Annotated in this window: 15 protein-coding genes and 1 pseudogene; 6 read left to right on the plus strand and 10 right to left on the minus strand. The window is 74.9% G+C overall.

Annotation, left to right across the window (positions count from 1 at the left end):
* Window positions 1–60 precede the first annotated feature (60 nt).
* The 3 genes from AMK16_RS12905 to AMK16_RS12915 are packed head-to-tail and all read left to right on the plus strand — an operon-like array spanning window position 61 to window position 4,279.
* Window positions 61–2,223, plus strand: coding sequence for a putative cobaltochelatase (locus AMK16_RS12905; RefSeq protein WP_073913925.1), 2,163 nt, complete (start codon window positions 61–63; stop codon window positions 2,221–2,223).
* The gene (cobO, locus tag AMK16_RS12910) at window positions 2,223–2,822 is read left to right on the plus strand and encodes a cob(I)yrinic acid a,c-diamide adenosyltransferase (protein ID WP_073913928.1); all 600 of its coding nucleotides are present in this window, start codon (window positions 2,223–2,225) and stop codon (window positions 2,820–2,822) included. The genes AMK16_RS12905 and cobO overlap by 1 nt, the downstream gene beginning before the upstream one ends.
* On the plus strand, window positions 2,816–4,279 hold the full coding sequence (locus AMK16_RS12915; RefSeq protein ID WP_443333561.1) for a cobyrinate a,c-diamide synthase: 1,464 nt from the start codon (window positions 2,816–2,818) through the stop codon (window positions 4,277–4,279). Before cobO ends, AMK16_RS12915 begins: the two co-directional genes overlap by 7 nt.
* 11 nt (window positions 4,280–4,290) lie before the next feature.
* Here AMK16_RS12915 and AMK16_RS12920 read toward each other — a convergent pair whose 3' ends face one another.
* Window positions 4,291–5,028, minus strand: a complete 738-nt coding sequence (locus tag AMK16_RS12920) for a ZIP family metal transporter (RefSeq protein WP_073913932.1) — start codon at window positions 5,026–5,028, stop codon at window positions 4,291–4,293.
* 127 nt (window positions 5,029–5,155) lie between these two features.
* On the opposite strand from AMK16_RS12920, the gene cobC reads away from it, so the two are divergent.
* Both cobC and AMK16_RS12930 read left to right on the plus strand, forming a co-directional pair.
* The gene (cobC, locus tag AMK16_RS12925; protein WP_242438714.1) at window positions 5,156–6,583 is read left to right on the plus strand and encodes an Rv2231c family pyridoxal phosphate-dependent protein CobC; all 1,428 of its coding nucleotides are present in this window, start codon (window positions 5,156–5,158) and stop codon (window positions 6,581–6,583) included.
* 281 nt (window positions 6,584–6,864) lie between these two features.
* Window positions 6,865–8,106 carry a CapA family protein gene (locus AMK16_RS12930; protein ID WP_073913935.1) on the plus strand — a complete coding sequence of 414 codons (1,242 nt, stop codon included), beginning with the start codon at window positions 6,865–6,867 and terminating at the stop codon, window positions 8,104–8,106.
* A 116-nt stretch (window positions 8,107–8,222) separates the two neighbouring features.
* On the opposite strand, the gene AMK16_RS12935 is transcribed toward AMK16_RS12930, so the two are convergent.
* Complete coding sequence (locus AMK16_RS12935) at window positions 8,223–9,134, minus strand: SCO1860 family LAETG-anchored protein (RefSeq protein ID WP_073913938.1); 912 nt, start codon at window positions 9,132–9,134, stop codon at window positions 8,223–8,225.
* A 272-nt stretch (window positions 9,135–9,406) separates the two neighbouring features.
* On the minus strand, window positions 9,407–10,492 hold the full coding sequence (locus AMK16_RS12940; RefSeq protein WP_073913941.1) for an amidohydrolase family protein: 1,086 nt from the start codon (window positions 10,490–10,492) through the stop codon (window positions 9,407–9,409).
* 74 nt (window positions 10,493–10,566) lie between these two features.
* On the opposite strand from AMK16_RS12940, the gene AMK16_RS12945 reads away from it, so the two are divergent.
* Window positions 10,567–11,649, plus strand: a complete 1,083-nt coding sequence (locus tag AMK16_RS12945) for a pyridoxal-phosphate-dependent aminotransferase family protein (protein ID WP_073913944.1) — start codon at window positions 10,567–10,569, stop codon at window positions 11,647–11,649.
* 384 nt (window positions 11,650–12,033) lie between these two features.
* Here AMK16_RS12945 and AMK16_RS12950 read toward each other — a convergent pair whose 3' ends face one another.
* From AMK16_RS12950 to AMK16_RS35005, 7 genes and pseudogenes are all read right to left on the minus strand, one after another.
* Window positions 12,034–13,086, minus strand: a complete 1,053-nt coding sequence (locus AMK16_RS12950) for an aminotransferase class V-fold PLP-dependent enzyme (RefSeq protein ID WP_073913948.1) — start codon at window positions 13,084–13,086, stop codon at window positions 12,034–12,036.
* A 70-nt stretch (window positions 13,087–13,156) separates the two neighbouring features.
* Window positions 13,157–13,864 (minus strand): DsbA family oxidoreductase, encoded by a 708-nt coding sequence (locus tag AMK16_RS12955; protein WP_073913951.1) that lies wholly within the window; start codon window positions 13,862–13,864, stop codon window positions 13,157–13,159.
* A 38-nt stretch (window positions 13,865–13,902) separates the two neighbouring features.
* Window positions 13,903–14,442: pseudogene (locus tag AMK16_RS12960) on the minus strand (GNAT family N-acetyltransferase); the annotation flags it as partial.
* A 39-nt stretch (window positions 14,443–14,481) separates the two neighbouring features.
* Complete coding sequence (locus AMK16_RS12965; protein ID WP_073913958.1) at window positions 14,482–15,927, minus strand: penicillin-binding transpeptidase domain-containing protein; 1,446 nt, start codon at window positions 15,925–15,927, stop codon at window positions 14,482–14,484.
* A gap of 62 nt (window positions 15,928–15,989) precedes the next feature.
* On the minus strand, window positions 15,990–16,634 hold the full coding sequence (locus AMK16_RS12970) for a response regulator transcription factor (protein ID WP_073915868.1): 645 nt from the start codon (window positions 16,632–16,634) through the stop codon (window positions 15,990–15,992).
* A gap of 29 nt (window positions 16,635–16,663) precedes the next feature.
* Window positions 16,664–18,082, minus strand: coding sequence for a sensor histidine kinase (locus tag AMK16_RS12975; protein ID WP_079191543.1), 1,419 nt, complete (start codon window positions 18,080–18,082; stop codon window positions 16,664–16,666).
* The gene (locus AMK16_RS35005) at window positions 18,082–18,933 is read right to left on the minus strand and encodes a hypothetical protein (RefSeq protein ID WP_143196814.1); all 852 of its coding nucleotides are present in this window, start codon (window positions 18,931–18,933) and stop codon (window positions 18,082–18,084) included. Before AMK16_RS35005 ends, AMK16_RS12975 begins: the two co-directional genes overlap by 1 nt.
* Between the last annotated feature and the right edge of the window lie 3 nt (window positions 18,934–18,936).

Here is an 18,936-nt window from a genome sequence, read left to right on the forward strand (position 1 = left end):
TCCCGGCCCGCCGGAGCCGGGCCGCCGCAGGCACATCCGTACTGAAGGAGTGAGCAACGCATGAGCACGCCCTATCCGTTCACCGCAGTGGTCGGCCAGTCCGACCTGCGGCTGGCGCTCCTGCTCAACGCCGTGAGCCCGGCGGTCGGTGGTGTGCTGGTGCGCGGTGAGAAGGGGACCGCCAAGTCCACCGCCGTACGCGCGCTGTCGGCGCTGCTGCCGGAGGTGGACGTGGTGCCCGGGTGCCGGTTCTCGTGCGCGCCCGGTGCGCCGGACCCGGCGTGCCCGGACGGCCCGCACGAGCCCGGCCCGGGCGCTGCCCGGCCCGCCCGCATGGTGGAGCTGCCCGTCGGCGCCTCCGAGGACCGGCTGGTCGGCGCCCTCGACATCGAACGGGCCCTGGCGGAGGGCGTGAAGGCCTTCGAACCCGGGCTGCTCGCCGACGCGCACCGCGGAATCCTGTACGTCGACGAGGTCAACCTGCTCCACGACCACCTGATCGACCTGCTGCTGGACGCCGCCGCGATGGGCGCCTCCTACGTGGAGCGCGAAGGCGTGTCCGTCCGCCACGCGGCGCGGTTCCTGCTGGTCGGCACGATGAACCCGGAGGAGGGCGAGCTGCGCCCGCAGCTCCTGGACCGCTTCGGGCTGACGGTCGAGGTCGCCGCCTCCCGCGAGCCCGCCCAGCGCGTCGAGGTGGTGCGCCGCCGGCTGGCCTACGAGGACGATCCGGCCGGTTTCGCCGTGCGCTGGGCCGATGACGAACACGAGGTCCGCGCCCGGGTGGTGGCCGCGCGGGCGCTGCTCCCGAAGGTCGCGCTCGGCGACACGGCGCTGTTGCAGATCGCCGCGACCTGCGCCGCCTTCGAGGTCGACGGGATGCGGGCCGACATCGTGATGGCCCGGACGGCGACGGCGCTGGCGGCGTGGGCGGGGCGGAGCTCCGTGCGCAAGGAGGACGTGCGGCAGGCCGCGCTGCTGGCGCTCCCCCACCGGCGGCGGCGCAACCCCTTCGACGCGCCGGGCCTGGACGAGGAGATGCTGGACGAGATCCTCGACCGGTTCCCCGACGAGGAGCCCGAACCCGACCCGGAGCCACGGCCGCAGGGCCCCGACGACGCCGGTCCGGGCGACGCGGGCTCCGGGGGCGACGGCCCGGACGACGGGGGCGGCCCCGACGGCGGTGGCGGGGTCCCGCCCCAGGGCGGCGCCCCCGAGGGCCCCGACGCCCCCGAAGAGCGGTCGCAGGCCCCCGAGACGCCGGACGCGCCCGACGGGCCGCGGACCCCGGAGGCGCCGCAGCCCTCCGCCGGGGAGGCCGGCGGGCCCGAGCAGGCCGCCGTGAGGGCCGCCGAGCCGTTCCGGACCAAGGCGCTGAGCGTGCCGGGCCTGGGCGAGGGCGCAGCGGGGCGGCGTTCGCGCGCCCGCACCGCGCACGGCCGGACCACCGGATCCCAGCACCCCCGGGGCCGGCTGACCCGGCTGCACCTGACGGCCACCGTGCAGGCGGCCGCGCCGCACCAGAAGGCGCGCGGGCGCAGCGGGCGGGGGCTGGTCATCCGCAAGGACGACCTGCGTCAGGCCACCCGCGAGGGCCGCGAGGGCAACCTGGTGCTGTTCGTCGTCGACGCCTCGGGCTCGATGGCCGCCCGCCGGCGCATGAGCGCGGTCAAGGGCGCGGTGATGTCGCTGCTCCTGGACGCCTACCAGCGCCGGGACAAGGTCGGCCTGATCACCTTCCGCGGCTCGGGTGCCGAGTTGGCTCTGCCGCCCACCTCCTCGGTGGACGCGGCCGCGGCCCGGCTGGAGCAGCTGCCGACCGGTGGCCGCACCCCGCTGGCCGCCGGGCTGCTGAAGGCCCACGAGGTGCTGCGGGTCGAGCGGCTGCGGGATCCGAGCCGGCGCCCCCTGCTGGTGGTCGTCACCGACGGCCGGGCCACCTCGGCCGGCGCCGCCGGCGGCCGGGCCCCGGGCACGCCGCGGGAGCTCGCCGCGCGCAGCGCGCGGCTGTTGCAGGCCGGGGGGATCGCCTCCGTGGTCGTGGACTGCGAGTCGGGGCCGGTCCGGCTGGGACTGGCCGGGGTGCTGGCCGCCGACCTCGGCGGGCCCGCCGTCTCCCTGGACGGGCTGCGGGCGGATTCGCTGGCCGGCCTGGTGAAGAACGTACGTACCGCGGGGAGCGCCACCGCACCCGCGAGCAACAGCAACAGGAGGGCCGCGTAATGCCGCAGGGACAGCCGACCGTCGTTCCGGACGACGGACTCACGACGCGTCAGCGCCGCAACCGACCGCTCGTCTTCGTCCACACCGGACCGGGCAAGGGCAAGTCCACGGCGGCCTTCGGGCTGGCGCTGCGGGCCTGGAACCAGGGCTGGCCGATCGGGGTGTTCCAGTTCGTCAAGTCGGCCAAGTGGAAGGTCGGTGAGGAGAACGCGCTCAAGGTGCTGGGCGCATCCGGCGAGGGCGGCAGCGTCGTCTGGCACAAGATGGGCGAGGGCTGGTCGTGGGTCCAGCGGGACGCCCAGCTCGACAACGAGCAGGCGGCCAAGGAGGGCTGGGAGCAGGTCAAGCGCGACCTGGCCGCCGAGACGCACCGGCTGTACGTGCTCGACGAGTTCGCGTACCCGATGCACTGGGGCTGGATCGACGTCGACGAGGTCATCGAGGTGCTGCGGGCCCGTCCGGGCACCCAGCACGTGGTGATCACCGGGCGCAACGCGCCGGACAAGCTGCTGGAGTTCGCGGACCTGGTCACCGAGATGACCAAGGTGAAGCACCCGATGGACGCCGGCCAGAAGGGTCAGAAGGGCATCGAGTGGTGACGTCGTCGAGCGTGCCGCGGCTGGTCGTCGCCGCCCCGTCCTCGGGGAGCGGCAAGACCACCGTCGCCACCGGTCTGATGGCGGCCTTCTCGGAGCGCGGCCTCGCCGTGTCCCCGCACAAGGCGGGCCCCGACTACATCGACCCCGGCTACCACGCGCTGGCCACGGGCCGTCCGGGGCGCAACCTGGACGCCTTCATGTGCGGGCCGGAGCTGGTCGCCCCGCTGTTCGCGCACGGGGCCGCGGGCTGCGACCTCGCCGTGGTCGAGGGCGTGATGGGCCTGTACGACGGGGCCGCGGGCCGTGGTGAGCTGGCGTCGACCGCGCAGGTCGCCAAGGTGCTGCGGGCGCCGGTGGTGCTGGTCGTCGACGCGTCCTCGCAGTCGCGGTCGGTGGCGGCGCTGGTGCACGGCTTCGCCTCCTTCGACCCGCAGGTGCGCCTCGGCGGCGTGATCCTGAACAAGGTCGGCTCCGACCGGCACGAGGTGATGCTGCGGGAGGCGCTGGAGGAGGCGGGAATGCCGGTGCTCGGCGTGCTGCGCCGGGCGCCGCAGGTGGCCGCGCCCTCGCGGCACCTGGGTCTGGTGCCGGTCGCCGAGCGGCGGGCGGACGCGCTGGCTTCCGTGGCGGCGCTGGCCGAACAGGTGCGGGCGGGCTGTGACCTGGACGCGCTGATGGCGCTGGCGCGCACGGCTCCGCCGCTGCACTGCGAGCCGTGGTCGCCCCGGGGCGCGCTGGCGGCCGCCGGGGGCGCCGGCCAGCAGTCCGGCCCGCGAACGGGCCGCCGGCCGCTCGTCGCCGTCGCGGGCGGGCCCGCGTTCACGTTCTCCTACGCCGAGCACGCCGAGCTGCTCACCGCGGCCGGCGGCGAGGTCGTCACCTTCGATCCGCTGCGGGACGAGGCGCTGCCGGACGGCGCCGCCGGCCTGGTGATCGGCGGCGGTTTCCCCGAGGTGTACGCGCCCGAGCTGTCGGCCAACGGCGCGCTGCGCGCGGCCGTGGCGCGATTCGCCGCGGCGGGCCGCCCGGTGGCCGCCGAGTGCGCCGGGCTGCTGTACCTGGCGCGGTCCCTGGACGGGAAGCCGATGTGCGGGGTGCTCGACGCCGACGCACGGATGTCGGAGCGGCTCACGCTGGGCTACCGGGAGGCGGTGGCGCTGTCGGACAGCGCGCTCGCGGCGGCCGGGACCCGGCTGCGCGGGCACGAGTTCCACCGCACGGTGATCGAACCGGGTGCCGGGGAGGCGCCCGCGTGGGGGTTCACGCACCCGGAACGCCTTGTCGAGGGCTTCGTACGGGGAAGTGTGCACGCCAGCTACCTGCACACGCACTGGGCGGCGGAGCCGTCCGTCGCCCGGCGCTTCGTCGAGTCGGCGGCGCGGTCCGGCCCCCGGTCCGGGGCGGTCCCGGCGGCGGGTCCGGCACCTGGCCCGTCCCCGGTGGCACGGGCCAGGTGAGAGCGCTGCGCTCAGTCCGCGATCCCCACCATGAGCCAGATCCCGGCCACCCCGCCCACCGTGCACATCAGCGTGGACAGGGCCGGGTGCTCGTGGTGCGCCTCGGGGAGGATCTCGGCTGCGGCCAGGTACAGCAGTACTCCCCCGAAGAAGCCGAGGTACGCGCCGAGCGGTTCCTCCGGAAGGGTGAACAGCAATGTGGACGCCGCGCCGACGACGGGGGCGACGGCATCGGCGAAGAGCATCAGCAGGGCCTTGCGGCGGGCGTTGCCGTAGAGGCTGGTGAGCGTGTACGTGTTGAACCCGTCGGCGAAGTCGTGGGTGATGACGGCCAGCGCCACGGTTGCCCCCATCCCGCCGCCGACCTGGAAGGCGGCGCCCAGGGCGACGCCGTCGGCGAGGCTGTGGCCGACCATCGCGGCGGCGGCGGTGAGACCGACGCGGGGGACGCGGGCGCCGTCCCCCGGGCCCTCGCCGGCGCCGTGCGAGGCCTGGCGCACGGCGAGGAGCCGTTCCACGACGTGCGCGACCAGGAAGCCGCCCACGAACAGCAGCAGGGCCAGCGGGACGCCGTACACCTCGGATCCGGCCGCGTGCAGGGCCTCCGGCAGCAGGTCGAGGCCGACGACGCCGAGCATGAGCCCGCCGGCCAGGCCCAGCACGAGGTGGCGGCGGTCGGTGACGCGTTGCGCCGTCCAGCCGCCCGCCAGGGTCATCAGGAAGGCGCCCAACGCCACGATCACGGCCATGTGCCCCTGGATACCGATTCCTCGCCCCGCACGCACGTCCGCGCGCGGGTGGCCGGGGTCGGAGTGTTGACGACGGACCGGTGGCGGTGACGTACCGGTGACGGTGACTACGGAGGGAGGACCCCCGGTGGGCGAGTACGCGACGCAGCTGGTGGTCGGGGTCGGCGGACGCGCGGGGGTCTCCGTGGCGGAGGTCTGCGCACTGGTCGAGGAGACGCTGCGGGGAGCCGGGCTGGCCACGGAGTCGGTGACGGCGCTGGCCACGGTGGACGCGAAGGCGGGCGAGGCGGGGATAGCGGGCGCGGCGAAACGTTTCGGCGTGCCCCTGGTCGCCTACCCCGCGCGGCAGCTGGCCGCGATCACCGTGCCGCACCCTTCGGAGGCGTCGCACACCGCGACGGGGACCGCCTCGGTGGCGGAAGCGGCGGCGCTCGCGGCGGGCGGTGAACTCCTCGTCCCGAAACGGCGGTCGGTGGCGGCGACGTGCGCGGTGGCCACGGCCCGGGCGCGGCACGACCTGCGCCACCACGGGGACGCGGAGGTGATGGACTGCGGATCCGGTGTGGTGGACCTCGCGGTCAACGTACGGGCGGACACGCCCCCGGACTGGCTCAGGCAGCGGATCGCCCGCTCCCTCGGGGACCTCTCCGCTTACCCTGACGGCCGCCGGGCCCGCGCGGCGGTGGCGCAGCGGCACGGCCTGCCGGTCGAGCGGGTGCTGCTGACGGCCGGAGCCGCGGAAGCGTTCGTCCTGATCGCCCGGGCCCTGGAGGCCGTACGGCCCGTGGTGGTGCATCCGCAGTTCACGGAGCCCGAGGCGGCCCTGCGGGACGCGGGCCACCGGGTGGAGCGGGTGGTGCTGCGGGCGGCGGACGGCTTCCGGCTGGATCCGGCGGCGGTGCCCGAGGAGGCGGACCTGGTGGTCGTCGGCAACCCGACCAACCCGACCTCGGTCCTGCACCCGGCGGCGGCGCTCGCCTCGCTGGCCCGGCCCGGCCGGATCCTGGTGGTGGACGAGGCCTTCATGGACGCGGTCCCGGGCGAGCGGGAGGCCCTGGCGGGCCGGACCGACCTGCCGGGGCTGGTGGTGCTGCGCAGCCTGACCAAGACGTGGGGCCTGGCGGGGCTGCGGATCGGCTACGTGCTGGCCGAGCCGGAGGTCGTCGCGAAGCTCGCCGCCGCGCAGCCGCTGTGGCCGGTGTCCACCCCGGCGCTGGTGGCGGCCGAGGCGTGCGTGGCTCCCGCGGCGCTGGCCGAGGCGGAGGAGGCCGCGCGGCGGATCGCGGTGGACCGGGCGCACCTGCTGGCGGGGCTGGCCGAATTCGACGAGGTCACGGTCGCGGGGACCGCCGAGGGGCCGTTCGTCCTCATTTGGGTGGCGGGCGGCGCGGAGGTCCGCACCCGGCTTCGCGCGCTCGGCTTCGCCGTACGCCGCGGGGACACCTTTCCGGGCCTGGACGACTCCTGGCTGCGGCTGGCGGTCCGCGACCGGGCCACGACGGGCAGGCTGCTCCAGGCCCTGGACCACGCGCTGGCCCTCGCCGGCCGCACCTGACCGGCGCCGCCGGCGCCGCGGCCGCGCCGATCGCGCCGGCCGCGGTGCCGACTCCGGCCGACTCGCCACTGGTGGCCTGCCCGTGTCCCGGCCGGTGCGCTGGCCTGCGTCCTGATCTGCGTCCTGACCTGCGTCCTGGCGCGCGTCCTGACCTGCGTCCTGACCTGCGCAGAACCGTGCCGATCCGGTGCGGGCCCCGCCCGGGCCCTGTCTACGATGCCCGCGGGGGCGGGGCCTGGCACGGCTCCGCGCAGCGGACCATGTGACATCGGGGGTTGGGAATGAAGGCATCGGCCAAGACGGGCGCGGCCCTGGCCGCACTGGCGGTCGTGGGCGGCGGGATCTACGCCGTACCGCGACTGCTCGACGGCGGCGCACCCGCCACGCAGCAGCGCCTCCAGGGCAGCGGGCGGGGCGGGGGCGCGGGCGCGGGCGGGCAGAGCCCGGAGCAGAACGCCGCTCCCGGGGGGAAGCCGTTCACGCTGGTGGCGACCGGCGACATCATCCCGTACCCGTCGATCATCCAGCGCTCGGCGGACGACGCGGGCAAGGCCGGGGAGTACGACTTCCGCAAGATACTCGCCGGCATCAAGCCCCTGGTCTCGGCCGCCGACCTGGCGGTGTGCCACCACGAGATACCGTACGGGCGCCCGGGCGGCCCCTACACGGGCTATCCCACCTTCAAGGCGCCGCACCAGCTGGCCGATGCCCTCAAGGACGCCGGGTACGACAGCTGTTCCACCGCCTCGAACCACACCCTGGACGACGGCTACGACGGCCTCGTCCGCACCTTGGACCACCTCGACCGGGTCGGCATCCCGCACGTCGGTTCGGCCCGCAGCGCGCAGGAGGCCAAGGCCCCGGCGGTGGTCGCGGCCGGCGGCGCGAAGGTCGCCCAGCTGGACTACACCTACGGCACGAACGGCATCCCCCTCCCCGCGGACAAGCCGTGGGCGGTCAACCTGATCGACAAGGACCGGATGATCGCCGACGCCCGCGCCGCCCGGGCCGCCGGGGCGAACGTGGTGGTGCTCAGCGTCCACTGGGGCACCGAGTGGCAGACGGCGCCCGACGAGCAGCAGCGCGAACTGGCGCAGGCGCTGACCGCGTCCCGCGGGGCCGACGGCCTCCCCGACATCGATCTGATCCTCGGCACGCACAACCACGTGCCGCAGCCGTACGAGAAGATCAACGGGACCTGGGTGGTCTTCGGCATGGGCGACCAGGTCGCCAGCTTCGTGCCGGCCGACAAGCTGCGCGGGAACCAGTCGTCGATCCCCCGGTTCACCTTCGCTCCGGCGGCGGCCGGCGCGGGCCGCTGGGAGGTGGTGAAGGCCGAGTTCCTCACCCAGTATTCGGACATGGGGCCGCCGTTCCGGGTCGTCTGCGCCTCCTGCGCCGCCTCCGACGCCACCCTCCCGGTGGACAAGCGGAGCGAGTACGAGCGCATCGACCGGCAGGTCACCGAGGCCGTGACGGCGCGCGGCGCGACCGGGGAGGGCCTGGAACACGCCACCCGCTGACCGCGTCGGCCGGACGTCACCGACGTCGCGGGCCGCAGACCACGGCCGGGACGGGCAGGGCGGTGGCAGGGCAGTGGGGCGGGGCGGTGGCAGGCAGGGCCGGCCGCCCGGCCCCGCTACGAGGTCCTGTTCCGCCGGGTCAAGGCGAGCGCGCCACCGCCGATCCCCAGCAGGACCAGCGCGCCGCCCGCGACGTACGGAGTCGGCGAACCGCCTCCGGTCTCGGCCAGGTTGGCGCCCTTGGTGATGGCGGACCCGGTCCCGGTCCCCGTCGCGGTCTGCGGTTTGACGTCCGGCCGGGGCGGCGCGGGTGCGGGCGCAGCAGGGGACTCGCAGTGTGCTTCGGCGAGCACGATCTCGCCCTCCACCTCGGCGACGTTCAGCTTCAGCGGGTTCACCGACACCTTCAGGCGCAGGGCCGCCGCCGCGGCCGTGGTGGAGGTGGTCTGCGTACCGGACAGCTCCAGGGTGACCAGACCCACCCCGGGCACCTCGATCCTGGTGGGACCGCCCGCCGTCAAGGTGGTCCGCTTGCCGAGGGCGGTCACCGTCCCGAGGACGTTCGAGGTGGCCACGGGCTGTTTGCCCGCCTCGCAGACGGCCTTGGAGGTGACCTTCTCGACTTCGACGAGGGAGAGCGCCGGCAGTCCGGGCACGTGTACCCGGGCCTTGGCGAGATTCACCTCCGCCTCGGCCCGGCCCTTGTCCGCGGTCGCCTTGGACGTGGCCACGTCGGCGCGGAGCACGCTGACCGGCGTGCCGCCCTCGACGCCGTCCAGGGTGACGGTCAGCGCCGTCTTCTCGGCCTTCGCCGGAGCGCTGACCTCGTTGAGGGTCGTCTTCAGCGGGACGTGCACGGTCTTGTTGAGCAGGCTCACGTCCAGTCCGGTGCGCAGGACGACGGCGCCGGCCTTGCCCTCACCTCCTGCGCCGCCTCCCGTCGCGAAGGCGGGCGGAGCGGCCAGCAGGGCCACCGCTCCCGTGGCGAGCAGGACGGCCGCGGGCATGCGGAAGGTGTTGCTGTTCAAGGTGGTGGAACCCCCGGGGAGATGGGTGCCGCCGCGCCGCCGATGAGGGACAGTGCGCGCGCCGACGGCCTCGTCCCCGGAATTTTTACGCACTGTGGGTGAACGGGCAGGCACCTGAGGTGACTTCACCCCAAAGGGTGGTTTCCGCGCACGTATTCGAATTGCAGCGCCTCAGGAGGAACGGGAGTTCCCTGCTTTTCCGGATCCGGCGCCCGAGCGGGCATTGTTAACGACCGCCGGACCGTCGGCGTCACGCCACGTCACCGCACGCTTCAGGCCCGGACCTTGCCGTTGACGACGACCCTCAGCGGCTGCGCGAGGGCGCGTACGTCGGCCCGCGGGTCCGCACCGTAGACCACGAGGTCCGCCGGCGCCCCCTCGGTCAGGCCCGGCCTGCCGAGCCACTGGCGTGCCGCCCAGGTCGTCGCCGAGAGGGCGTCCAGCGCCGGGATCCCTGCCTTCACCAGCTCCTCGACCTCCGCCGCGACCAGGCCGTGCGGCAGGGAACCCCCCGCGTCGGTGCCGACGTACACCTGGACGCCCGCGTCGTAGGCGGCCCGGACGGTGTCGTAACGACGCTCGTGGAGCCTGCGCATGTGGGCCGACCAGCGCGGGAACTTCGCCTCGCCGCCCGCCGCCATCTTCGGGAACGTCGCGATGTTCACGAGCGTGGGGACGATCGCGACCCCCCGCTCCGCGAAGAGGGGGATGGTGTCCTCGGTGAGGCCCGTGGCGTGTTCCACGCAGTCGATGCCCGCCTCGACCAGGTCGCGCAGCGCGTCCTCGGCGAAGCAGTGCGCCGTGACGCGGGCGCCCAGCCGGTGGGCCTCGGCGATGGCCGCCTCGACCTCGGCGCGCGGCCAGCAGGCCGTCAGGTCCCCGACCTCGCGGTCGATCCAGTCGCCGACCAGTTTGACCCAGCCGTCGCCCCGTACGGCCTCGCGGCCCACGTAGGCCACGAGGTCGGCGGGCTCGATCTCGTGGGCGTAGTTGCGGATGTACCGGCGGGTGCGGGCGATGTGCCGCCCCGCCCGGATGATCTTCGGCAGGTCCTCGCGGTCGTCGATCCACCGGGTGTCGGAGGGGGATCCCGCGTCGCGGATGAGGAGGGTACCGGCATCCCGGTCGGTCAGGGCCTGGCGCTCGGCGGTTCCGGCGTCGACCGGCCCGTGGCTGTCCAGCCCGACGTGGCAGTGCGCGTCGACCAGTCCGGGCAGGGCCCAGCCCGTCACCGTGGTGACCTCACCGGCCGCGACCGGAGGCTCGTAGGAGATGCGGCCGCCGACCACCCAGAGCTCGTCGCGGACCTCGTGGGGCCCGGCCAGCACCCGCCCCTTCACGTGCAGCACATCGCTCATGTCGGCACTGTACGTGCGTGGTCGGTAGGCTCTGCGGGTACCCCGGACACCCACCGGCCGAAGAGAGCACCGCCGTGACGCACCCCCTCCTGGACCTCCCGGCGCTCACCCCCGAGCGCTTCGCGTCGATCGAGCGGGGGGTCGCGGACCTCCTCGCCACCCGGCAGGACGTGGTGATCACCCAGGGAGAGGCGCTGCTGCCGCTGGAGGCGTGCATCCGGTCGGGCGCGCGGCCCGGTTCGACCGCGCTCAACGTCGTCACCGGGCCCTACGGGACCACCTTCGGCAACTGGCTGCGCGACTGCGGGGCGAGCGTGGTGGACCTGGCGGTCCCCTTCGACACGGCAGTGACGGCCGAGCAGGTGGCGCGGGCCCTGGCCGCGCACCCGGAGATCGACTTCGTCTCGCTCGTCCACGCGGAGGCGGCGACCGGCAACACGAATCCGGTCGCGGAGATCGGTGAGGCGGTACGGGCGCACGGGGCGCTGTTCATGCTGGACGCGGTGGCGTCGGTGGGCGCGGAGCCGCTGCTGCCGGACGAGTGGGGCGTGGACCTGTGCGTGATCGGCGCGCAGAAGGCGATGGGCGGGCCGGCCGGTGTGTCCGCGGTGTCGGTCTCGGAGCGCGCGTGGGCCCGGTTCGCGGACAATCCGGCGGCCCCGCGCCGCTCCTACCTCTCGCTGCTGGACTGGAAGGAACGCTGGATCGACGGCGGGCGCACGGCGCTGCTGCACGCGCCGGCCCAGCTGGAGATGCTGGCGCTGGAGGCGTGCCTGGACCGCATCGCGGCCGAGGGCCTGACCTCGGTGACGGCGCGGCACGCGGCCGCGGCGGCGGCGACCCGCGCGGGTGCGGCCGAGCTCGGGGCGGCCCCGTATGTGGGCCGGGCCGCGGAGGCTGCCCCGGTGGCCACCACCCTGCGGGTCGCGGATGCCTCGCTGGTGGTGGCCAAGGCCCTGGCGGCCCACCCGTCGGTCCCGCTGGCGGCGGGCGGCGGCGCGCTGGCGCGGGAGATGGTCCGGGTCAATCACTACGGCTCCGCGGCCGCGCTGCCCGTGGTCAGCGCCTCCCTGGCGGCCCTCGCGACCGCCCTGGGGGCGGATGCGGCGCCGGCCCTCGCGGCGGCGGAGTCGGCCTGGACGGCCGCGCGGGGCTGAACCCGGACGCGCGGGGCCGAGACCGGGTGCTGGGCCGGACCGGGTGCCCGGGCCCGGTCCCCGAGCCGGGTGACCCGCGAGGGCCGGACGGGCCGGGGGCCGCACAGGCCCGGGGGGCAACGCAGGCCCGGGGGCTGCACAGACCGGGGGCCGCACAGGCCGGGTGACCCACGGGGGCCGGACCGGCCGGGGGGCCGCCCAGGCCCGGGGCCCCGAAGGCCGCACAGACCGGGGGGCTGCACAGGCCCGGGTGACCGCACAGGCCGGGTGACCGACGGGGCCGGACCGGCCCGCCAGGACACGATCGGCCCGCAGGGTGAACCGGCCGCCGGTGCGGCCCGCAGGCCCGGGGAGCGTCAGGGGTCAGAAGCCAGGGGTCAGGGGTCAGGACAGGGCGTCCAGCAGGCGGTCCACGTCGGCCTCGGTGTTGTAGAGGTGGAACGACGCCCGCAGGGCGCCCGCCCGGGCCGAGGTGGCGATGCCGGCGTCCTGGAGGGCGGGCTGCCGGCCGGCGAGGCCCGGAACCGAGACGATGGCCGACCCTCCCGGGACCGGCTCGTGGCCCAGGCGGGCGAGCCCGGCCCGGTAACGGGCGGCCAGGGCGGTGTCGTGGGCGTGGACGGCCTCGATGCCGATGCGCTCCAGCAGCGCCAGCGAGACCTCGGCGGCGTGGTAGGCGAGGAAGGCCGGGGATTCGTCGAAGCGGCGGGCCCCGTGCGCCAGTTCCGTCACGGGGCCGTAGGTGGCGTCCCACATGGACTCGGCCGCCACCCAGCCGGCGTGCAGCGGGGTCAGGCTGTCCTGCGCCTCCTTCGACAAGGTCATGTAGGAGGCTCCGCGTGCGCCGAGCAGCCACTTGTACCCGGCGGTGACGGTGAAGTCGTAGGGCGAGGCGTCGAAGGGCAGCCAGCCCACCGCCTGCGTCGCGTCCACCAGCATCCGGGCGCCGTGCGCGGACGTCGCGGCGCGCACCGCGGCCAGGTCCGCCATCCGTCCGTCCGCGGACTGCACCGCGCTCAGCGAGACCAGTACGGTGTCCGGGCCGACGGCCTCGGCGAGGGACTCCAGCGGCGCGAAGCGGACCTTGAGGTCGTCCCGGACCACGAAGGGGTTCATCACGGAGGCGAAGTCGCCCTCCGGGCAGAGGACTTCCGCGCCGGCCGGGAGCGACGCCGCGACGAGGCCGACATGGGTGGCCACGGCTGAACCGAGGGCCACCCGCTCGACGGCCACCCCGGTCAGCCGGGCGAAGGCGGCCCGGACCCGGTTCACACGGTCGAAGTCGCCGAATCCGGCGGGGAGCCCTGCCCCCGCCGCCTCGGCCAGTTCGCGTACGGCCGCGACGGCGGCGCGTGGGAGCACCCCGCAGGTGGCGGTGTTGAGGTAGGCGGTGGAGTGGGCGAACTCGGCACGGGCCGCTTCCGGCAGGAGGTCCATGCGTTCCACTCTGCGTCAGGAACGACCCGCAGTCCATTGCCGGGTTTTGTGCGTTGGGGCAAAGACCTGCTTATGCCTGGGGGACGGCGCAGGCGCCGTCGGGGCCGCACGCGTCTGCTCCGCCCGCCGGGTCCTCGACCTCGCGGCCGGCCCACGCCTGTTCCAGCGCGCGGGTGAACACCTCGGCCGGCTGCCCGCCTGAGATGCCGTAGCGGCGGTCGAGGACGAAGAAGGGGACCGCACTTGCGCCCAGTTCCGCGGCCTCGCGCTCGTCGGCCCGCACCTCGTCGGCGTAGGCGGACCCGTCGGCGAGGACGGCGCGGGCCTCGGCCTCGTCCAGCCCGGCCTCCACGGCGAGGGCGACCAGCACCTCGGGGTCGAAGACGGAGCGCTCCTCGCCGAAGTTGGCGCGATAGGCGAGGTCGAGCAGCTGCTCCTGGCGGCCGCGGGCGGCGGCCAGGTGCAGCAGCCGGTGGATGTCGAAGGTGTTGCCGTGGTCGCGCCCGTCGGTGCGGTAGGCGAGCCCCTCGGAGCGGGCGCTCGCCGCCACGTGCTCCTCCATGCCGCGCGCCTCGTCGAGGGTGCGGCCGTACTTCTTGGCGAGCATCTCCAGGACGGGTGTGGTGACGCCCTTGGGACCGCCGGGGTCGAGCTCGAAGGACCGGAAGACGACCTCCACCTCGTCACGGTGGGCGAACTCGGCCAGCCCCTTGGTGAAACGGGCCTTGCCGATGTAGCACCACGGGCAGGCGATGTCGCTCCAGATCTCGACGCGCATGATCCTTCTTCTCTCGCACGGGCAAAACGGTTACCGCTTCAACCACCCGGGGTCGCGTCCCATTCCCCGGACGGCCGCGCGACCGTCAGCCACAGGGTGCGGTGGGAACCTGATCGGGAGGGGCGCGGGGCCGGCAGCCAGCCGTGGCCGGCGTAGAAGGCCTGGGCGCGCAGGTTGTGCTCGAAGACCTCCAGGCGGACCCGCTCTATCCCGGCGGCGCGCCAGGCGTCGAGGCACGCCGCGTGCAGGGCGGCTCCGGTCCCCCGGCGCCAGTGGGCCGGATCGACGTGGAGCTGCGTCAGGGTGGTCTCACCGTCCGCGGTGCGGAAGGCGGCGACCCCGGTGAGCACACCGTCCTGCTCGGCGCACAGGACCCCGCCCCCGGCGCCGGCCCGGGCCACGGCCGCGGACCAGCCCTCGCGGGAGCGGGCGGGCCCGGCGCCGCCCCCGTAGGCCTGCTCGGGGACGCGGCCGCGGTAGTAGGTGGCACGGGCCCGGGCGTGCAGGGCGGTGATGGCGTCGAGGTCGGCGGGGCGCGCGGTCCTGATCACGGAAAGGGGAACGCTCCGGGAACCGTGTCGGTTCCCGGAGCGCCGGCCGTGCGGTGGGCGCGGCCGCTACTTCAGCCACGCCGCCATCATCTTCTGCGCGATCGGCGCGGCCAGCCTGCCGCCGCCGATCTCGGACCGGTCCGTGTCGGAGTTCTCGATCACGACGGCGACCGCGATCTGCTTGCCGCCCGCCTTGCCGTACGAGGTGAACCATGCGAGCGGGTCCAGGCTGTTGGCGACGCCGCGCTGGGCGGTGCCGGTCTTGCCGCCCACCTCCGCGCCGCCGACCTTGGCGCCGCTGCCGCCGCCCTCGTCGACCACCGTCTTCATGGCGTCGCGGATCATCGAGGCGGTCTTCTCGTTCATCACCTGCTGGGACTCGGCGTCCTTGAAGCTCTCCAGCACGTTGCCGTTGGCGTCGGTGACCTCGGAGACCATGTGCGGGGCGACGAGCTTGCCGCCGTTCTCGATCGCGGCCGTGACCATCGCCATCTGCAGCGGGGTGGCCTGCACGTCGAACTGGCCGATACCGGTCTGCGCGACCTGGTCGACGGACATTTTCGCCGACGGGTACGTGCTCGGCGGGTTGGTGCGGACGGGGGTGTCGATCTGCGTGTTGAAGCCGAGCTTCTCGGCCGTCGCCCGCATCGTGTCCTGGCCGAGCCTGGAGGCGAGGTCCGCGAAGACGTTGTTGCAGGACAGCCGCAGGGCGGTGCGCGCCGAGACGTTGTTGCAGGCCGCCGAGCCCGCCTCGCTGGGCAGCGGGGTGCGGGTGCCGGGGATCGTGTACGGGTCCTGGATGCCGGTCGGCGTGTCCAGACTGGTGACCAGGCCGTTCTCGATGGCCGCGGTCAAGGTGACGAGTTTGAAGGTGGAACCGGGCGCCTGCGGCTTGCGCAGCGCCACGTTCTCCATGGCCTTGCCCTTGTCGGCCGAGAGCTCGGTCCAGGCCGCGGTGTCGTTGGCGCCGGCGATCCGCCCGGGGTCGAAGGAGGGGTTGTTGACGAGGGCGAGGATCTCACCGGTGGCCGGGTCGAGGGCCACGGCGGAGCCCTGCTTGCCCTGGAGCGCGTCGTAGGCGGCCTTCTGGACGCCCTTGTCGATGGTGGTCAGCACGTCGCCGGGGGCGGCACGCTTGTTGGTGAGCATGTCCATCATCGTCTTCAGCCGGCTGTCGGAGCCGTTGAGGATGTTCTTGTAGACGCCCTCCAGCATGCTCGTGCCGAAGGCCTGCGAGCTGAATCCGGTGACCGGCGCGTACAGCGGTCCGTCGACATAGGTCCGTTTGTAGCCGAAGTCCTTGCCGCCCGTCCTGGCCGAGCCGGTGATCGCCTCCCCGCCCACGATGATGTTGCCCAGCGGGTTCTCGTACTGCCCGATGAGGTTCCGCCGGTTGTGCTCGTCGTCTGCGAGGGCCTGGCCTTGGTATGCCTGCACCCAGGTGACACGGACCAGCAGGGCCAGCACCAGAAGCAGACAGAAGACCGACGCACGCCTGATCGTCTTGTTCATCCCCCGGAAAGACGCACCGGCTCCTCCGGACGTTCCGCTCTGCCCCGATTGTGGCCGGGTTCTCAGCTTTTCTTCATGAAGCCGCCCTCGTAGGCGGCGATGACCGCCTGGGTCCGGTCGCGGGCGCCGGTCTTGGCCAGGACCGAGGCGACGTGCGTCTTGACCGTCTGCGGGCCCACCCCGAGGCGTTCGCTCGCCTCGTGGTTGGACAGGCCCGCGGCCATCAGCCGCAGGACGTCGGCCTCGCGGTCGGTGAGCCGGGCCACCCAGGGCGCGGCGGGCCGGGCGCCGGCCGTGTGGGCCTCGGCGAGGGAGCGGACGGCGGCGGGGAAGAGCAGGGAGTCGCCCCGGGTGACGAGGCGGACCGCGCCGATCAGCTCGTCCGGGCCGGCGCGCTTGAGGAGGAAGCCGGCCGCTCCGGCGCGCAGCGCCCCGTAGACGTAGGAGTCGTTCTCGAAGGTGGTGACGACCACGATGCGGGGCGGCTCGGCCATGGTGGCGAGGATCTGCTCCGTGGCGCGGATCCCGTCGATCTCGGGCATGCGGACGTCCATCAGCACCACGTCGGGCGCGAGGGAACGGACCAGCGGGACGGCCTCGGCGCCGGTGGCCGCCTCTGCGACCACCTCCAGGTCGGTTTCGGCTTCGAGGATGACCCGCAGGGCGGTGCGCACCATCCGCTCGTCGTCGCAGAGCACGATCCGCAGCGGCGGCCGGGGAGTGGTCGCCGGCCCGGTCACAGTCCGCCCCCGGTGAGCGGCAGGCGGGCGCACAGCCGCCAGTGGCCCCGGTGTGGGCCGGCCTGGACCCGGCCGCCGAGGAGCGCGGCCCGTTCGGCCGCGCCGCGCAGCCCCCGGCCGCCGGTGGTGCGGGGCTCCCGGTCCCCGGGCGGGGCGGGTGGATTGGTCATGGTGATCTCCAGTTCACGGCGTCCGGCGCCGGAAGCGCGGTCGGCCTGTTCGCCCCGGTGGTCCCGGCCGGCCCGGCCGACTCCTTCGGCCCTGTCGGCCCGTCCGATCCCGTCGGCCCCGTCGATCCCGTCGGCCCCGTCGGCTCCTTCTGTCCCGTCGATCCCGTCGATCACGCGGATCCGCAGGTCCACGGGGCCCGCGCCGTGGCGCAGTGCGTTGCTGAGGCCCTCCTGGACGATCCGGTACGCCTCGCGGGAGGCGATCGCCGGCAGACGCGCCCAGTCGCCCGCCGGTCCGGGTTCCTGGCGGGCGGTGACGGCGACGCCGGCCGCCCGGGTGCGGGCCAGCAGCCCGTCGAGGTCGCCGGCGAGGGTCGGCGCGGGCGCGGCCTCCGGCCGGCCCGGGTCGCCGTCGCGCAGCAGGCCCAGCACGGCGTCCAGCTCGCCCACCGTCCGCCGGGTGGTGTCCTCGATCGCGGCCAGCGCCTCCCGGACGAAGCCGGGGTCGGTGTCGAGCACCCGCCGGGCGGCGACCGCCTGGAGGGTGACGGCGCTCAGCGCGTGCCCGACCGCGTCGTGCAGTTCCCGGGCCAGCCGGTTGCGCACGGCCAGGTCGGCGGCCCGCTCCTCGGCCACCGCCAGCCGGTCCGCGGCCGTCGGCCCCAGCAGTACGGGCGCCAGCCGGGCCAGGATCGCCCCGGCCGCGGCGGCGCACAGGACGAGCCCGGCCAGCAGGCCGAGGCCGGCCGGCGGGGCGGCGTACACACCGGCCCCGGTGCTGAACCAGCCGAGCCCGTTGCGGGCCTGCCGCAGCGCCGGCACGAAGGGCAGCGAGATCAGGACCAGGGCCATGGGCGGGACCGCGAGGGTCGCCCCGCTGACGAGCGCCCCCACCCCCAGGTGCAGGGTCCACCAGGCGGATGCCCGCCCCCGCGCGGCCCACGACCGGGCAGGTCCCTCGGCCAGCCGTTCCTGCGGCACCGCGCACATGGCCCGGACGGCCCCCACGGACAGCGGCCGTACCAGCCCGAACAGGAAGGCGGTGGCCGAGACGAGCGGCAGGGCGGCGGCGTAGGCGGCGAGGGTGACGGGCAGGGAGCTGAAGGCGTTGACCCCGCCGGCCGCCACGCCCACCACCACCTGGGCGAGGAGGAAGTACGGCATCAGCAGGGCCCCGCCGAGTACGAGGTGGACCCAGCGCAGCCGCGCCCGTGCCCCCAGCAGCAGGATCAGGGCGCCTCGCATCACCCCTCGCGGCGGGCGGCGAGGAACCGCGTGAGGACGAGGACGGCGAGCGATCCGGTGACCATCTGGCCAGCGTAGATCAGCAGCACCCCGGCGGAAGGCCCCTCGCCCCCGTCCAACTCCGGTCCCAGGGAGCCGATCAGCATCCACAGCCCCCAGCACAGCGTCGCCGCCGAACCGGTCCACGCCAGGGCCGGCGCCCACCGCGCCCGGCGCTTCCCGCCCCGGGCCAGGAGCCAGGCCCCCAGTCCGGCGGCGAGCGCGCACATCCCGTGCACCGCGGACACCACGCCCCTCTGTGCGGAGTACGCGGCCGCCCGGTCGGCCTGCAATCCTGCCGTACCGCCGAAGGCCCAGTAGGCGTGCACGCCCGCGACCATCAGGCCGGCCGCCGCCGCGGCTGCCGCCACCACCCCCGTGGACGACGGCAGCCGCTCCCCCGGCACGCCCTGCCCGATCCGGCCCCAGCGCTGCCGCGCGTAGGGCACGAACAGCCCGGCCAGGGCGAGTCCTTGGACGATGAAACCCGTGTAGACGACGTTGAAGACCCAGGGGTCCAGGAAGGGCTTCAGCCCACCGCGGCCGGCCGGTACGGCGCCGAAGCCGAGACCGCGTATGAGCAGTTGCCCGGGGAACGCGAGGACGATCGGGGTCAGCAGCCCGGTGGCGACGAACACCGGGACGATCAGCAGCCAGGACGGCGCCCGCTTCCCCCACGGCCGGGTGAGCACCAGCACGAGCAGGATCACGCAGGCGTCCATGGCCAGGGTGAGGGAGTTGAGCACGGTGAAGAACGGCCGGGGCTCAAGGAGCAGGCTGCCGGCCGGTATCCCGAGGTGACTTCCGCTCAACCA

The sequence above is a fragment of the Streptomyces sp. CB00455 genome (assembly GCF_001905445.1).
Lineage (GTDB): Bacteria > Actinomycetota > Actinomycetes > Streptomycetales > Streptomycetaceae > Streptomyces.

Excerpts from the sequence above, each read along its gene's own strand:
- AMK16_RS12905 (WP_073913925.1), top strand. The coding sequence starts at position 61 with ATGAGCACGCCCTATCCGTTCACCGCAGTGGTCGGCCAGTCCGACCTG.
- cobO (WP_073913928.1), top strand. The coding sequence starts at position 2,223 with ATGCCGCAGGGACAGCCGACCGTCGTTCCGGACGACGGACTCACGACG.
- AMK16_RS12920 (WP_073913932.1), bottom strand. The coding sequence starts at position 5,028 with ATGGCCGTGATCGTGGCGTTGGGCGCCTTCCTGATGACCCTGGCGGGC.
- AMK16_RS12930 (WP_073913935.1), top strand. The coding sequence starts at position 6,865 with ATGAAGGCATCGGCCAAGACGGGCGCGGCCCTGGCCGCACTGGCGGTC.
- AMK16_RS12940 (WP_073913941.1), bottom strand. The coding sequence starts at position 10,492 with ATGAGCGATGTGCTGCACGTGAAGGGGCGGGTGCTGGCCGGGCCCCAC.
- AMK16_RS12950 (WP_073913948.1), bottom strand. The coding sequence starts at position 13,086 with ATGGACCTCCTGCCGGAAGCGGCCCGTGCCGAGTTCGCCCACTCCACC.
- AMK16_RS12955 (WP_073913951.1), bottom strand. The coding sequence starts at position 13,864 with ATGCGCGTCGAGATCTGGAGCGACATCGCCTGCCCGTGGTGCTACATC.
- AMK16_RS12965 (WP_073913958.1), bottom strand. The coding sequence starts at position 15,927 with ATGAACAAGACGATCAGGCGTGCGTCGGTCTTCTGTCTGCTTCTGGTG.
- AMK16_RS12975 (WP_079191543.1), bottom strand. The coding sequence starts at position 18,082 with ATGCGAGGCGCCCTGATCCTGCTGCTGGGGGCACGGGCGCGGCTGCGC.